This window comes from Halomonas hibernica, from assembly GCF_013183775.1.
Classification (GTDB): Bacteria; Pseudomonadota; Gammaproteobacteria; order Pseudomonadales; family Halomonadaceae; genus Vreelandella; species Vreelandella citrativorans.
Genome location: NZ_VIFN01000005.1, coordinates 90,811 through 105,950 on the forward strand (window position 1 = coordinate 90,811; position 15,140 = coordinate 105,950).

At 58.7% G+C, this 15,140-nt stretch carries 17 protein-coding genes and 1 tRNA gene; 14 read left to right on the plus strand and 4 right to left on the minus strand.

Annotated features, from left to right (window positions below):
- Positions 1-28: 28 nt before the first annotated feature.
- From cgtA to rplU, 3 genes are all read right to left on the minus strand, one after another.
- Positions 29-1,222 carry an Obg family GTPase CgtA gene (cgtA, locus tag FKN99_RS09510; RefSeq protein WP_172117636.1) on the minus strand — a complete coding sequence of 398 codons (1,194 nt, stop codon included), beginning with the start codon at positions 1,220-1,222 and terminating at the stop codon, positions 29-31.
- Between the two features lie 140 nt (positions 1,223-1,362).
- Entirely contained in the window at positions 1,363-1,620 is a 258-nt protein-coding gene (rpmA, locus tag FKN99_RS09515; RefSeq protein WP_018917617.1) for a 50S ribosomal protein L27, read from the minus strand.
- Between the two features lie 31 nt (positions 1,621-1,651).
- The gene (rplU, locus tag FKN99_RS09520; RefSeq protein WP_087108812.1) at positions 1,652-1,963 is read right to left on the minus strand and encodes a 50S ribosomal protein L21; all 312 of its coding nucleotides are present in this window, start codon (positions 1,961-1,963) and stop codon (positions 1,652-1,654) included.
- A gap of 307 nt (positions 1,964-2,270) precedes the next feature.
- Here rplU and ispB point away from each other — a divergent pair, with 307 nt between their 5' ends.
- A complete protein-coding gene (ispB, locus tag FKN99_RS09525; protein WP_172117637.1) occupies positions 2,271-3,275 on the plus strand; it encodes an octaprenyl diphosphate synthase in 1,005 nt (334 codons plus the stop codon).
- A gap of 86 nt (positions 3,276-3,361) precedes the next feature.
- Positions 3,362-3,438, plus strand: a tRNA-Pro gene (locus FKN99_RS09530).
- Between the two features lie 76 nt (positions 3,439-3,514).
- Here the strand turns inward: FKN99_RS09530 and FKN99_RS09535 are convergent.
- On the minus strand, positions 3,515-4,180 hold the full coding sequence (locus FKN99_RS09535) for a hypothetical protein (RefSeq protein ID WP_172117638.1): 666 nt from the start codon (positions 4,178-4,180) through the stop codon (positions 3,515-3,517).
- 233 nt (positions 4,181-4,413) lie between these two features.
- On the opposite strand from FKN99_RS09535, the gene FKN99_RS09540 reads away from it, so the two are divergent.
- The 12 genes from FKN99_RS09540 to FKN99_RS09595 are packed head-to-tail and all read left to right on the plus strand — an operon-like array spanning position 4,414 to position 15,122.
- Positions 4,414-5,082: a beta-ketoacyl synthase chain length factor gene (locus tag FKN99_RS09540; protein ID WP_319022682.1), complete on the plus strand. Its 669-nt coding sequence runs from the start codon at positions 4,414-4,416 to the stop codon at positions 5,080-5,082.
- Positions 5,079-5,873 carry a lysophospholipid acyltransferase family protein gene (locus FKN99_RS09545; RefSeq protein WP_172117639.1) on the plus strand — a complete coding sequence of 265 codons (795 nt, stop codon included), beginning with the start codon at positions 5,079-5,081 and terminating at the stop codon, positions 5,871-5,873. The genes FKN99_RS09540 and FKN99_RS09545 overlap by 4 nt, the downstream gene beginning before the upstream one ends.
- Positions 5,839-6,114, plus strand: coding sequence for a phosphopantetheine-binding protein (locus FKN99_RS09550; RefSeq protein WP_172117640.1), 276 nt, complete (start codon positions 5,839-5,841; stop codon positions 6,112-6,114). The genes FKN99_RS09545 and FKN99_RS09550 overlap by 35 nt, the downstream gene beginning before the upstream one ends.
- Positions 6,104-6,370 (plus strand): acyl carrier protein, encoded by a 267-nt coding sequence (locus FKN99_RS09555; protein ID WP_193056546.1) that lies wholly within the window; start codon positions 6,104-6,106, stop codon positions 6,368-6,370. Before FKN99_RS09550 ends, FKN99_RS09555 begins: the two co-directional genes overlap by 11 nt.
- A 2-nt stretch (positions 6,371-6,372) precedes the next feature.
- Positions 6,373-6,897, plus strand: coding sequence for a COG4648 family protein (locus tag FKN99_RS09560; protein WP_253927012.1), 525 nt, complete (start codon positions 6,373-6,375; stop codon positions 6,895-6,897).
- The gene (locus FKN99_RS09565; protein WP_172117642.1) at positions 6,894-8,591 is read left to right on the plus strand and encodes an AMP-binding protein; all 1,698 of its coding nucleotides are present in this window, start codon (positions 6,894-6,896) and stop codon (positions 8,589-8,591) included. Before FKN99_RS09560 ends, FKN99_RS09565 begins: the two co-directional genes overlap by 4 nt.
- Positions 8,584-9,339 (plus strand): glycosyltransferase family 2 protein, encoded by a 756-nt coding sequence (locus tag FKN99_RS09570; protein ID WP_172117643.1) that lies wholly within the window; start codon positions 8,584-8,586, stop codon positions 9,337-9,339. The genes FKN99_RS09565 and FKN99_RS09570 overlap by 8 nt, the downstream gene beginning before the upstream one ends.
- The gene (locus FKN99_RS09575; protein ID WP_319941258.1) at positions 9,279-10,277 is read left to right on the plus strand and encodes an LpxL/LpxP family acyltransferase; all 999 of its coding nucleotides are present in this window, start codon (positions 9,279-9,281) and stop codon (positions 10,275-10,277) included. Before FKN99_RS09570 ends, FKN99_RS09575 begins: the two co-directional genes overlap by 61 nt.
- Entirely contained in the window at positions 10,261-11,832 is a 1,572-nt protein-coding gene (locus tag FKN99_RS09580; protein ID WP_216658033.1) for an HAL/PAL/TAL family ammonia-lyase, read from the plus strand. The genes FKN99_RS09575 and FKN99_RS09580 overlap by 17 nt, the downstream gene beginning before the upstream one ends.
- Positions 11,822-12,262: an acyl-CoA thioesterase gene (locus FKN99_RS09585; RefSeq protein ID WP_172117644.1), complete on the plus strand. Its 441-nt coding sequence runs from the start codon at positions 11,822-11,824 to the stop codon at positions 12,260-12,262. The genes FKN99_RS09580 and FKN99_RS09585 overlap by 11 nt, the downstream gene beginning before the upstream one ends.
- Positions 12,259-12,828, plus strand: a complete 570-nt coding sequence (locus tag FKN99_RS09590) for a LolA-related protein (RefSeq protein WP_172117645.1) — start codon at positions 12,259-12,261, stop codon at positions 12,826-12,828. The genes FKN99_RS09585 and FKN99_RS09590 overlap by 4 nt, the downstream gene beginning before the upstream one ends.
- Positions 12,825-15,122: an MMPL family transporter gene (locus FKN99_RS09595; RefSeq protein WP_172117646.1), complete on the plus strand. Its 2,298-nt coding sequence runs from the start codon at positions 12,825-12,827 to the stop codon at positions 15,120-15,122. Before FKN99_RS09590 ends, FKN99_RS09595 begins: the two co-directional genes overlap by 4 nt.
- Positions 15,123-15,140: the final 18 nt, after the last annotated feature.

Below are 15,140 nucleotides of genomic sequence, written 5' to 3' on the forward strand. Positions count from 1 at the left end.
GGCTGAGCAAGCCTGCCGGTTTCGGCCGTTAGGGCGCGTACTCGACCTCAACGTCGTAATCATCATCATCGAAATCATCGTCGTCGGCTTCTTCAGCAGGCCGCTTGCGGCGACGCCCCAGACGCTCTTCGATACGAGCGACCGACTCATCTTCCATGCGGCGGCGCATTTCCTGCTCGCGGGCCAGCGCCTCTTCGTCTTCGTTCTCAAGGCGACGCTGCTCGGTCAGCCAGCGGTACGCGGCCTGAACCAGCTTGTCCGTGCCTTCATTGCTAATCGCCGAGATACGGAACACCGGGCCTTCCCAGCCAAGCGCATCAATGATCGCCTGGGCGCGCTCTTCGCGCTCCTCTTCCGGCAGCAGGTCAAACTTGTTCAACACCAGCCAGCGCGGGCGCTCGGAAAGCGCCGGAGAGAACTGGCCAAGCTCATACACAATCGCTTGGGCGGCTTCCACTGGGTCAGACTCATCAAAGGGCGCTATATCGACCACATGAAACAGCAGCCGCGTGCGGGTCAGGTGCTTAAGAAAGCGCAGCCCCAGGCCCGCACCATCAGAGGCACCTTCGATCAACCCCGGCACGTCCGCCATCACAAAGTGCTCGTGCATCCCCAGCTTCACCACACCCAGGTTAGGCACCAGCGTGGTAAACGGGTAGTTGGCGACTTTAGGTTTGGCCGCCGATACCGAGCGAATCAGGGTGGATTTGCCGGCATTGGGCATGCCCAACAGGCCAACATCCGCCATCACCTTCATTTCCAGACGCAGGTTGCGACGGTCGCCTTCGGTACCTGGCGTGGTACGCCGAGGAGCACGGTTGGTGGACGACTTGAAGTGGATGTTACCCAAACCACGTCGACCACCTTCCGCGACCAGTACCACCTGGCCAATTTCGGTAATATCCGCGATGACTTCCAGCGTATCAACGTCCACAACGGTGGTGCCTACCGGCACCTTAACGTGCAGATCTTCACCGGCTTTACCGCTCATCTGGCGGCCCATGCCGCCCTGGCCGTTCTCAGCCTTGTAAAAACGCTGAAACTTGAAGTCGACCAGCGTATTGAGCGCATCGTCACCAATCAGGTAAACGCTGCCGCCGTGCCCACCGTCACCACCATCGGGGCCACCCTTGGGCACATATTTTTCGCGGCGAAAGCTCAGACAGCCATTGCCGCCATTTCCCGCCTCAACAATAATCGAGGCTTCATCGACGAACTGCATAGTTTCTCCCGGCCGCTTCCGCCGCCCTATATGCAACGCTCCTGCCTCCATTCATTGGGCAAGAGGGTTTAAACAGACAAAAAAGCCCCGCCATAGCGGGGCTTTTCTTCATTAACTACGTTCTACGCAACCAGAGTTGCTTATTCAGAAACGATGCTAACGAATTTGCGGTTTTTCGGGCCTTTGGTCTCAAACTTCACAAAGCCTTCGTTCAGTGCGAACAAAGTGTGATCACGACCTAGACCAACGCCAGTACCCGCGTGGAAACGCGTGCCGCGCTGACGAACGATGATGCTACCTGCGTTCGCTGCTTGGCCACCGAAAAGCTTAACACCGAGGCGTTTGGATTCGGAATCGCGACCGTTACGCGTGGAGCCGGCTGCCTTTTTATGTGCCATTGCAAAATTCTCCTTTCAGGGAATGAACCGCTTACGCGGAAATTCCGGTAATTTTGACTTCAGTGAACCACTGACGGTGGCCCTGACGCTTCATGCTGTGCTTACGGCGACGGAATTTAATGATCGTCACCTTGTCACCGCGGCCGTGGGAAACGATTTCAGCGGAAACCTTGGCGCCACTCAACAGCGGAGCACCAATGTTTACGTCGTCGCCGTCTGCAACCAGCAGCACTTCATCAAACTCAATCGTTTCGCCGGTAGCGACTTCGATTTTCTCGAGTTTAAGGGTCTGACCTTCTTGAACGCGGTACTGCTTGCCACCGCTTTTGATAATTGCGTACATGTCGCTCTCCGGACTTGTCGGTAATGCCGTTATGCGTTGCATAACCAGCGCTCATCGCCTGACGCTCTTATTGACCTGCTGCGAGTGGCGCCCCTTTTGGAGCCATCTGACAGGGAGCATGATGAGTGGGTCGCGGATTATAACGACAATCGCCTTCTACCACAAGACTGTAGGCCGTTGTCAATTGATGATTATTGTCGCACGTCGAATGGATGCCCTGCACGCGCCTTGACGCTTTCCCGGTAGCCCCATAGCATGACCTCAATTCAGGGGCGTACCCCTCCACCTGCCGCGATGAACGGAACCCATGACCGCCAACGTCTCCCCAACCCCGACTGCCAGCCCTACGCCCTCACCGCTGCACGCCGTGGTGGCAGATGACTTTGAAGCCGTCAACCGGACGATTGTTGAGCAGCTCACCTCGAAAGTCCCGCTCGTCGAGACCATTAGCCAATACATTATTGAAAGCGGCGGCAAGCGTTTGCGGCCCATGCTGGTACTGCTGGCAGCCCGTTCACTGGACTACCAGGGCGACAAGCACATTACCCTGGCCACGCTGATCGAATTCATGCACACATCCACACTTCTGCACGACGATGTGGTGGATGAGTCTCACATGCGGCGGGGCAAAAAAACCGCCAACGATGCCTGGGGTAACGCGCCTTCGGTACTGGTCGGCGACTTTCTCTACTCGCGCTCGTTCCAGCTCATGGTCGATGTTGGGTCGATGCAGATCATGGCGATTCTCTCCAGCGCCACCTGCACCATCGCCGAAGGCGAAGTGCTACAGCTAACCAACATTGGCAACCCCAGCGTCTCTGAAGCGGACTACTTTGAAACCATTCAAGGTAAAACCGCCATGCTGTTTGAAGCTGCCAGCCACAGCGGTGCCGTACTTGCTGATGCCACACCAGAGCAAGCCCAGGCGCTACAGTTATATGGCCGTTACCTGGGCCTTGCCTTCCAGTTGATTGATGACCTGTTGGATTACCAAGGCGATGCCGACGCCATGGGTAAAAATGTCGGCGATGACCTGGCCGAAGGCAAGCCCACCCTGCCGCTGATTCACGCCATGGAGCAGGGCACGCCTGAGCAGGCCAAGCTGATTCGCCAGGTGATCCGCAAAGGCGGCCTTGAACAATTGGATGACGTACTCGCCATTGTTCACGCCACGGGCGCGCTTGAGTACACCCGTAAACGCGCCAATGAAATGGCCGATAAGGCACTGGCGCAATTAGAGTTACTTTCACCCAGCCCATATCGCGATAGCATGGCGCAACTCGCCCGCTTGGCCGTTGACAGGCAAGCATAAATTCGCACAACAGAGGCGCTGAGGCTTGATAAAAAGCGTCTACTTGTGTAAGATACGCCCCGTTGTCGAGCACCGCTCACAACCTTCGGAATATAGCTCAGCTTGGTAGAGCGCTGCCTTCGGGAGGCAGAGGTCGTAGGTTCGAATCCTGCTATTCCGACCAAGAACATATAAAAAACGGCCACTTAGCTAATATAGCAAGTGGCCGTTTTTTTAATCTACACTTCCCTTCCGCTAGCCTATTCTTCGAGCAGGTCAGGCGCGACGCTGATAACCTCGTTTCTATAGTCATTCAGCGCTTTTTCAATAATTTCGATCCAAGCGCCATCCGTTGCGAGATGCCGGTGCTCAAGGGCATGAACAGAAATGCGCTCTTGCTCCTCATTAGATCGTAGCTCTAGAACAGTTGCGATGCGGGTGTTCAGCGTGCCAGACCATCCCGGATTGAGCCATGCCCAAAACTCATCGATGTAAACATCTATAATAGGGGTATTTGTGGCGACACCAGTTGAATGAGCGAGAACATTATAGCCAGTTTCACGCAGGGCGAGAGTCAAATTGCTACGCACGACTTCATCAACGGTCTGTCCATTTTCTAAAAGAACATCCCCCATCGCCATACCGTAAGTGTTTCTTTTTCGACCAACCGCTCTTGCCTTGGTCTCATCGGACGCCTTACTTGCCCCTCCTTTCCCAAGCGAAGGAGTACTGGGCTCTCTTGGCGCCTCTTCGAAAACTCGTCGATCGATAACCTCGCCTATTATTACTTCTTGCCCTTCACTAATATATTGACTCGTATTTTCTTCTGGCAGTGTCAGCGCTATTTCGCTGCGGCTAGTAGCACACCCTGACAGCAACGCCAGACAAAAAACCGCCACTACCCCTGAATATATGTTAAGTCTCAATGCCTTATCCCCTTTGATTAGTTTTTATCTAATAAAGTTATTTACCAGGAGTTCAAGCTTCCTCCCTGGAGAGGACTATGTCAACTTAGACAAAGTCAGCATTATTGCCTCAAGCCTTGAACGATCTGCCTATTGAGATCACCTCACCGTTTCGCATCATTTGAGCCGCATTCCTTTTCCATACCCTATAATTAAGTTAAAGTAGCCGCCTTTTTTGAGCAGGCTGCTAAGTGGTGTCCTTTTCTCTATTTATCGAAGACTGGCGGGGCTGGCTTCCTGAAGAGGCAATGGCAACCGTTAAGCCAAATCGTCTTATTTCGGCCCAGCTGAGTAGCGAACTGCCTGCTATGCTGCGGCGACGGCTTGATGATACGGGGCGCGCCACTTGCGATATTCTGCGAGAACTCGACCCACAGGCTAACGCCCCCTTGGTGCATGCCTCACGACATGGCGATACGACGCATACGCTCGCGATGCTGGAGAGTCTGCAGCGGGGCGACCCGATCTCCCCTACCCGCTTCTCAATGTCAGTGCATAACGCTATTCTGGGCGTTCACTCTATTGCGCAATCGCATCACCGTCCCTTGCAGGCGTTAGGCGCTTGTGGTGATGAGTTTGATGCGCTTCTTCACGAGTCGTATGGGTATTTGCAAGCGGGCTACCCCGCCGTAGTTGCCGCATTTTCAGAAAGCTGTCTTCCTGCGGCCTATCAGGGCGAAACACAGCATCCAGGCACAGCCTGTGTTATTGGCATGCGCTTAACTCTACAACGAGGTCGCGCCATCACGGCATCTACATCAGCCCACAGCGCTTCTCCGACACCGGTCAATGTGCTGCAGTGGCTTAGTGGGGAGACCGCTTTCCTAAACGGTCGACAGCGCTGGCATCTGGAGCAGGAATGAGTATCAACCAACTGTATCGCGGCTTGGGTACAGCTATTTCCTTCACAGTCTTCGGGATCGGTGGCCTTTTCATTGGCTTGGTAATTGCGCCACTGTTGAACCTCTGCGTGCGTAATACTGAGCGGCGCCGCGACCTGGCGCGCCGCCTTATCCGCGTCTGCTTTCTCGGGTTCATCAATTTGATGAAAGGCCTTGGCGTGCTTGATTACCGCGTTGACAACCCTGAGCGCCTCAAACGCCCTGGATTGCTTGTGATTGCCAACCACCCCTCGCTCATCGACGTTATTTTTTTAATCGCTTACACGTCTCATGCCAACTGCATCGTAAAGGGTCGGCTGACCCGCAATTTTATTACCCGCGGCCCTATTCGTGCTGCGGGCTATATCACCAACGATGACCCCGAGTCAGTGCTGGAGGCTGCCCGTCAGAGCCTGCAACGAGGTGACTCACTGATTCTATTTCCTGAAGGCACCCGCACTAGCCCGAAACGCCCGATCAAATTTCGTCGCGGGGGAGCAAATATCGCCCTGCGCACCGGTACAGCGCTCACCCCTGTCCTGATACGCTGCACGCCGACCACACTGACAAAACACGAACCCTGGTACCACATCCCCGCTACCAGGGTTTTAATGGAGCTTAGCGTGCTTGACGACCTGCACGTTGATTCCGCTAGCCAACAACCAACCGGCCAGCTCGCTAGACAACTAACTCAATGGCTGAGCGACCACTTCAACAGAGAACTGGAACACTTCCATCATGATAGAAACCTGCAATCAGGCGCTGGAACTTGAACTCAAGCGTCTCATCATTGACGCGCTAGAGCTTGAAGATATTACGCCTGCCGATATTGACCCAAGCGCTCCCCTGTTTGGCGAAGGGCTAGGACTTGACTCTATCGATGCGCTTGAACTCGGGCTGGCACTGCAAAAGCAGTACGGTATCAAGCTTGATTCCGAAGCTGATGAGACGCGTCGCCATTTCGAAAGCCTCGCGGCGCTGCAAGCACTCGTGGAGGCCCGCCGTGTCAATTGAAACCGCTGATCACCAGCGCGCAGAAATACTCGCCCATATTCGCAAGACACTGGTTGATCTGTTTGACCTCAATGCCAGCGAAATAGAGCCCGACGCCCGCCTCTATGAGGACCTGGATATCGATAGCATCGACGCGGTGGACCTTGTCGTCGAGCTAAAGCAATTCACTGGACGACGCATCAAGCCTGAGGATTTCAAATCAGTGCGCACGATCAGCGATGTTGTCACTGCCGTCGAACACTTGATGCAGCAGTAATCATGTCCAAATACGCAAGCATGGCGTGCGCGTTGATGTGGCCACTACTGGTACTGCTTTTGCACGATGATATCGGCAGCTGGCCATTACTGGTCATCGGTGCGGCACTACTCGCCTGGAGAATGCCCCAAGCGCGCTATCTGGCGGCCGCTGCGGCGGTCCTGCTGGTCGGCCTGGGCGGGCTGGGGCACGCGGAACTCGGCATGCGCGCATACCCCGTGGCCGTAAACGCGGTCATGCTGGCTATTTTTCTCTCCAGTCTGTGGCGAGGAGTACCGGTCATCGAACGTTTGGCGCGCCTGCGCGAGCCCGAGCTGCCCGCCGCCGGCGTACGCTATACCCGAAATGTCACTTGGGCATGGTGTGGCTTTTTCATACTCAACGGTGCCATCGCAAGCTGGACAGCGCTGTACGCAAGCTTGGCAACATGGACACTGTACAACGGTGCCATCAGCTATGGCCTAATCGCCGTCATGTTTACCGGTGAATGGTTAGTACGTCATCAGCTGCGGAGCCGCCTGACATGACCTTTATCTCGCTTACTCAGTTACCCTGGCGTAGATCCACTCCCCGTCATGAGCCACTGCCCAACCACTGGGTGTGTGGCGCTTCGCTTACGGCGCATATTGATGCATGGCACCACTGGCTGACGGACAAACCCGCCGGCCGCTGGCTGCTGTGCCAGCAGCAACCGTTAGCGTTCTGCGCCGCACTGATCGCCTTGTGGGAAAGCGGCCGGGTCGCCGTGCTACCCGCCGATGATCGCCCCGAAACGCTCTCCCGGCTGGCAAGCGAAGTCGATGGCACCCTGCCCGATGTGCCCGAGCCGCGGCTCCCGCAGGGCGCTGAAACACGCCCCCGCACGGCATTTCTGGACCCGAGCGCTACCGCCGTTGTGCTATCTACTTCAGGCTCCACCGGCAACCCCGTTCAGTTAGCCAAGCGTTTTGATCAATTGGAAGCAGAGCTCTCAGCCCACGCCAGGCTTTGGCCACTGGCAGACAGCGGGGTTATTTCCCAGGTCAGCCACCAGCATATCTACGGGCTGCTCACCGGCATACTGCACCCCTTATGTGCGGGCGCGCCGTTCTGCGGTGGTGAAAGCCGTTATCCCGAAGCGCTGATGGCCCGTTTGCAGGAAGCCGATACAGCAGGCCTGCATCCGGTCGTGGTCAGCTCCCCCGCGCAGCTGTCGCGCTTGCCTGAACACCTGCCCTGGCACGCCGCTACGCCGCCGGTCCGCGTGTTCTCATCGGGTGCGCCCTTGGCGCTGGAACATGCGCAGCTTACTGAACGCCTGTTACAGGCGCCGGTCATCGAGATCTATGGCAGCACCGAAACGGGCGGCATTGCCCAGCGTCGGCAAACACGCCGTTCCAGCTGGCAGCCGCTGCCCGGCGTGGAGTTAGCATTTCAAGATGGCGGCCTGAGCCTGCGGTCGCCGTTTCTGGAGACGCCTCAACAGTGGTGGCATCAGCCTGATCAGGCGGCGCCGGCAGATGATGGCTTCACGCTGCTGGGCCGAGCGGATCGCCTGGTCAAGATTGGCGGCAAGCGTGTCTCTCTCGACCATGTCGAGCGCATTCTTGCGGCAGTGGAAGCGGTCAGCGAGGTTCGCTGTGTCGACCTTGACCGCGCCGATAGCCGTCTAGGCGCCATAATTGTGCTGGATAAACCATCGATTCCGCACCAGCGTGATGCTCGGCAGAATTTGATCCAGCGTATGCGCGAAAACCTTTCCGACCACCTGGAGCCTATTGCCGTGCCCCGCTATTGGCGCTTTGTTGAAACGCTGCCAAGCAATGCCCAGGGAAAGCTGGACCGCACGCTGATCAACCGCCTGTTTGCCGACCTGGACGACCCGAAAGTGCCGCGCTGGCTGGGAGAGCACCCTCTTGATGCCAATAGTCGCCTGCTCACCCTGGAAGTTCCGGAGCGGCTGGTGTTTCTGGAAGGCCACTTTGATCAGTACCCGCTGGTTCCGGGCGTGGTGATGGTGCAGTGGGCCATCCATTATGCCCACGATATCTTTGGCCACAGAGGCCTGTTTCTGGGTATCGAGCGCTTGAAGTTTACGCGCGCGCTGATGCCCGGCACTCGTTTCACCCTACAGCTGACCCGCCGCGAGGATGGTATCGCGTTTAGCATTGACTCCCAGGAAGGGCGCCACTGCACCGGGCAGGTTCGCCTGCAAACGCCCAAGGGAGACCAGCATGGCTGAACCAAGGCCCTGTATCCTTATCCCTGTGTATAACCACCCAGCGACAATCACCCCGCTATGCGAGGAACTGGCAGCGCTGGAGATACCGCTGCTACTGGTCGATGACGGTAGTGACCAACAGTGTGCCGCCGTTTTGGATCGCCTGGCTGAACAGGGCCATCACCTGCTGCGCCTTGAGACTAACCAGGGCAAGGGGGCGGCGGTGCGTGCCGGACTACGCTACGCCGAGCAGTTGGGGTTCAGCCATGCACTTCAGGTCGATGCCGACGGCCAGCACGGGGTCGATGATCTGCCCGCGTTTCTCGCCACGCTAACGGTAGCCCAGCACACGCTAGTAGTGGGTTATCCTCGATATGACGCTAGCGTGCCCCGAGTGCGCTTCTATGGCCGCTACGCCACCCATATCTGGGTGTGGATAAATACCTTATCGCTGGATATTCGCGACTCGATGTGTGGTGTCAGGCTCTACCCGGTGGCACCGCTCAACCGAATGCTGGCCCGCCACCCCTGCGGTAATCGCATGACCTTCGATACCGAAGTGCTGGTGCGCTGGCACTGGGAACAAGGCGCCATGATGCACCGCCCGGTACGTGTGCACTACCCCCGCGACGGTATCAGCCATTTTGCCGTATGGCGCGATAACCGGCAGATATCGCTGATGCATACGCGCCTGTTTTTCGGCATGTTGTGGCGCCTGCCACGCTTGCTCGCCCGGCGCTTTCCGCCACACCGCGTGGCGAGCCCATGAACTACCACTGGGCGCGGATCGGCGAACGCGGCACGCTGCTGGGGATGACCCTGATGGTGGCTATACAGCGGCGCCTGGGCCGCTGGCCTTTTCGGCTGGCGCTATGGCCGGTGATGCTCTGGTATTTTCTCGTCCACACCACGGCGCGACGCGCTTCCCAGGCTTTTCTGCAACGCCTTTATCCCTCACTCAAGCAGCAGCCTTTCGCCCGTTGGTGGCAAAGCTATCGCCACTTTCTGGCCTTTGGCGAAACGCTGATGGACAAGGTTGAAGCGTGGAGCGGCAATATTGCCGACGAGCGCCTGATGGGTAGCGGGGTCGAGCGCTTCACTCAAGCGATCGCTGGCGGTCAGGGCGGATTGATCCTTGTCGCCCACCACGGCAACCTTGACGTTGTGAATGCGCTGACCGAACGCCATACCAATCTCGACCTGACGGTAATGATGCACACCCGCAATGCGCGCAAGTTCAATGCCCTGCTTGAACGCGTCACGGGCAAGCCGCGCCCACAGATTCTCGAAGTCAGCGAAGTTACCCCGGCCACAGCCCAGACGCTGGCCGAGCGCATTAACGCCGGTGGCTATGTGGTCATCGCCGCCGACCGCCTTCCCCTGTCAGGCGAGCGAACCCAGCCGCTTGATTTTCTCGGCGACCGGGCAAGCTTCCCGGAAGGCCCTTTCCGCCTGGCCACCTTGCTGCGTTGCCCTCTCTATACGCTGGCCTGCGTACGCGATGATGACAACTTCAGGATCGACTTTGAGCTTCTTGGCGACACCCAGAGCCTGCCTCGTCGTCAGCGTGAAACGTGGATTGCCGATACCATGCAGGCGCATGCCGACCATCTGTCCGAACGCGTTCGGCGGCACCCGCTGCAATGGTTCAATTTTTATCCCTTCTGGATAAATGACACTGGATACCTTCATGACGATACTGCGTGACCCGACGGCGGGCCCTCTCACCAGCGAGCCGCTCATTCTGGATGGATCGATGGTCAACCTTGAAGACGTGCTGGCGGTTGCCGAAGGTCGCCGCCGCGTCATCCTGTCGACGACGCCCGATTTTCGTAAGCGTATTGCCAAAGGCAATGCCTTTCTCGAGCGCCTGCTAGAGGAAGAGGGCGTTGTCTACGGCGTTACCACCGGTTATGGCGATTCCTGCACCCGCGAAGTCTCCGCCTCCGACCTGGAGCAACTGCCCCGCCAGCTGTACACCTTTCATGGCTGCGGGCTGGGCGAGGCGCTGTCGGTTGAAGCCGCGCGGGCGGTGATCATGGTACGCCTTGTCTCGCTTTGTCGCGGCGTATCCGGCGTCAGCGTCGAACTTCTCGAGCGCCTGACATGGTTGCTTGAACACGACGTGATACCGGTGATTCCTGAAGAAGGCTCTGTCGGGGCCAGCGGGGATCTCACACCGCTATCTTACCTGGCTGCCGTCTTGTGCGGTGAGCGGGACGTATTTCATGACGGCAAGCGACGGCCTACGGCTGAGGTGTTTACCGAGCACGGGCTTGCACCCTATCGCCTGAAGCCCAAGGAAGGCCTGGCGCTGATGAACGGCACCGCGGTGATGACAGCGCTGAGCGTGTTCGCCTTCGCCCGCACCACTTATCTGGCGCGCCTGACCACCCGTATCACGGCGCTTTCCGTGCATGCGCTGAACGGCAACCCCTACCATTTTGATGCCGAGCTTTTCGCCGCCAAACCGCATCCAGGGCAGAACAAGGTAGCTGAACGCCTGCGCGAGGATCTCCACGCGCCCGATACGCCGCGCAACTCATCGCGCCTTCAGGATCGCTACTCGACGCGCTGCGCCCCGCATGTGATCGGCGTAGTAGAAGATGCCCTGCCCTGGTGGCGCCAGTTTCTCGAGAACGAACTCAACAGCGCCAACGACAATCCGTTGATCGACGCCGAACAAGGCAAGGTCATGCACGGCGGCCACTTTTACGGCGGCCATGTCGCCTTCGCCATGGATAGCCTCAAGCAGGCCTGCGCCAACCTCGCGGATCTGCTCGACCGCCAACTGGCGCTGCTGGTGGATGCTCGTTTCAATCATGGCTTGCCCAGCAACTTAAGCGGTGCCGTCCCCGAGCGGGCCAGCCTTAATCATGGCTACAAGGCCGTGCAGATCGGTGCGTCCGCATGGACCGCCGAGGCGCTGAAGCTGACCATGCCCGCCAGCGTTTTCTCGCGCTCCACCGAATGCCACAATCAGGACAAGGTCAGCATGGGCACGATTGCCGCCCGCGATGCGCTGCGTGTGCTCACCCTGGTAGAACAGGTCGCGGCCGCCACGCTGCATGCGGCCTGTCAGGGTGTTGAGCTACGCAGCCAGATAGGCGATGCGCCACCGCTGCCCGACCGCCTGGCTGAGTTTCTGACCGATTGCCGCCAGATCTTTCCGGCACTTGGCGAAGACCGCGCCCTGGAACACGAACTCCGCACTCTGTGTGACGTGATTCGCCAACGCCACTGGAGCCTATATGACGCTTGATAATGGCAAACTGCCCCGTTACGAAACCGAACTGTCGATACCGTTTCACGATATCGACATGATGCAGGTGGCCTGGCACGGCCACTATGTGCGCTACCTGGAAATTGCCCGCTGCACGCTGCTCGATGCGCTCGATTACAACTATCCCCAAATGCAGGCCTCAGGATTTGCCTGGCCGGTGATCGATTTACGCCTGCGCTACGCGGCGCCAGCGCTATTCGCCCAGCGAATCGCAATCGAAGCGCGCCTGAGCGAGTGGGAGAACCGCCTCAAGATCGACTACACCATTCGCGATGCACACACCCGCAAACGCCTGACGCGTGCCTGGAGCGTACAAGTGGCCGTCGGAATTGAAGACCGCGAAATGCGCCTGGAATCGCCCCCCGTTCTGCGGGAACGTCTGCTCGCCTGGCAGGAGGCCAATCAATGATGCGCGCTATTCACCAAGCGGCTTTTTTTGTCTTTACCCTTCTAGCCATCAGCGCCAGCGCTGCCGCCTGGGCGGCTCCCGACGCTGACGAGCTTGCCGCACGCCTGGCCGACAATGCACCGCAGTGCGGGCGATTCGAGCAGACACGCTGGCTAGCCGATCTCGACAGTCAGTTGGAAAGCCGTGGAACCTTTGAACATCAAGACGCAGGGCTTGTCTGGCAAACGACCTCCCCCATTAATGACCGCGTGGTGATGAGCGCGGACAACGACGAGCTACCGATGGGTTTTCAGGCGGTCGCACCGGTGCTTGGTGGCCTGCTTTCAGGTGACTGGCAGGCGTTGGAGAGATACTTCGCCATCGAACTCAGCGGCACCCAGGAAGAGTGGCAGGCCAAGCTGACGCCCAGTGAAGCGAACATCGCCCAACGGCTTGACCAGTTACTGGTTCACGGCAACCAGCAGGTAGAGCGTGTCGAGATCATGTTCACCAATGATGACCGCCTTGAGCTTACCTTGAGCGGTGCGGCTTGCGAGCGTCTTGAAGACGATAAGCATACATCGTGAGTGCAGCAACGCGTCCCGGCCGCCTGGAGCGTCTGGCAGCTATCGGCTGGGCGGGGCTGCTGCTGGGCTGCGCCTTGCTCTTGGCGAGCCTGCTGAGCAGGGGCGCAGCACTGGATACGCGCATTACCACGCTGTTGCCGGACACCCGGCAGGGAGCGCTGCTCGAACACGCTGAGCAGCGCCTGACGCAGGCCTTCGAGGATCGCTTCGTGCTGCTGTTGCAGAGCGAATCGCCGGCTCAGCTGGTTGCGGATCTCAAGACCCGTCTTAAACAATCGGCCAGCGTCACAGCCTTCGACGATGACCTTCTGCACACCCCCGACAGCGACTTGTCAGCGTACCGTTATCGGCTGCTATCGCCCTCGTTGGCCGCTGCCGATAACGACGTCTGGGTGCAACAAGGCCTGCGCCAGTTGTTCACGCCGGGAAGTGGCGCTGACCCACGCCAAGACCCCTTTGGCCTGCTGGATGCCTGGCAGGACCAACGCCTGGCGGGCCCCATTCGCCTGGTCGACGGCCTGCCTGCCGTCAGGGATGAGAGCGGTAACTGGTTCATCATCAGCGGTCAACTCACGGCCAGCCCCTACGATATGGCCATGCAGCAACGCCTTGTCACAGCGCTTGCGGAGTTTAGCGATGCTCATCCAGAAGCCGAGCTGTTGCGAAGCGGGCTGGTGTTTCACGCCGCCGCCGGTGCCGAGCAGGCCAAGCGCGAAACCTTGACCATCGGCATTGGCTCGCTGCTGGGTATCGCCTTGCTGCTCTGGGTCACCTTTCGGCGCGGTTCGATACTGGCCAGCCTGTTGCTACCGGTGGCGTGTGGCGTTCTGTTTGCACTGCCCTTGACTTGGCTACTTTTTGGTACGCTTAACCTGCTGACGCTGGCCTTTGGCGCTAGCTTGATCGGCATTGCGATAGATTACGCCCTGCATTTTCAATGCGCTCGCCAGCTGGCGCCCGAACAGCCGCTGGCCAGGCTTTGGCCGGGGCTATTACTCGGCCTGATATCCAGCCTGGTCGCCTATCTTGTCCAGCTTGCCACGCCGCTGCCGGGGCTGCGCCAGATGGCCACGTTCGTGGCACTGGGGCTAATTGGCGCCTGGCTAACGGTGCGGCTTTGGCTGCCGTGGTTCACCCCGCGCCCTCATGCCGCCACCACGCGTATTGCCACTCAGTTGAACCGTCTACGTTTACCGCCTCACGCACCCAGGTATTGGGGGCTACTCGCTCTACTTGGCGTTCTCGCAGTCGTCATGATCGCCACGCGGCTGTCCGCTGACGATGATCTTCGCCAGCTCAACCCATCACCGGCCGAGCTGATTAGCGAGCAGCAACGCGTACAAATACTGCTGGATAGCCCGACCGCCAGCCGCTACCTGCTTGTCACCGCCGAGCAGGAAGGCGAACTATTGGAGCGCCTTGAAGCTCTGGACGCGGACCTTGCCGATTTAGAGGCGCAAGGGCACTTGACCCACTACCGCCACCTGGCCCAAGCGGTGCCCTCTCCAGCGACACAAGACGCCAACCTTGAGCGTGTGCGCCAGGCCTACCGCAACGCCCTGCCCGAGCTGATCGCCCAAGCAGGCCTTCCCTCAACCTTACAGGAAGCCGCGCAGCGCTCACTTGAAAGCGTGCCGCTGCTGACGATCACGGCGTGGCTCAACACCCCGGCGGGGCAAGCCGATACCATGCTCTGGCTAGACGCAACCGCCGATGTCGAGCGTACAGACATGGCGGCGCTGATAACGCTGGGCGATGCCGACAGTACTGCTCAGCAAGCATTTACTCACCTTGCTGCACCGGAATACGTGCTCTACCAGGACCGCGTGGCAACGTTATCCAGCCATCTGTCGCAGCTCCGCGACCAGATCGCCCTGTGCCTGGCCATCGCCGTGGCGGGGCTTGCGGTGATATTTGGCGTTCGCTATCGCAGGCGGGCCTGGCGCGTATTATTGCCCCCGCTGGGCGCACTGCTGTCAACCATCGCGCTGTTGAGCGCCTTTAATATCGGCTTGACGCTTTTCCACCTGCTGGGATTGCTGCTGGTACTGGGTATCGGTCTCGACGCGGGTATCTTCAGCACCGAACACCCCAACAGCCCAGCTGCCTGGCTGGCCATTAGCCTGTCGTGTGCCTCAAGCCTATTGGCCTTTGGCCTACTGGCGTTCAGTGCCACCCCGGCGCTTCACTACCTGGGGCTCACTTGCCTCATTGGCCTTGCATCAGCTTGGGCACTTGTGCCGTTTGCCAGGGCGGGCACCAGGCCTCTATCTTCTCGACAGGACACTCCCTGATGGCTATAGAAACAACGC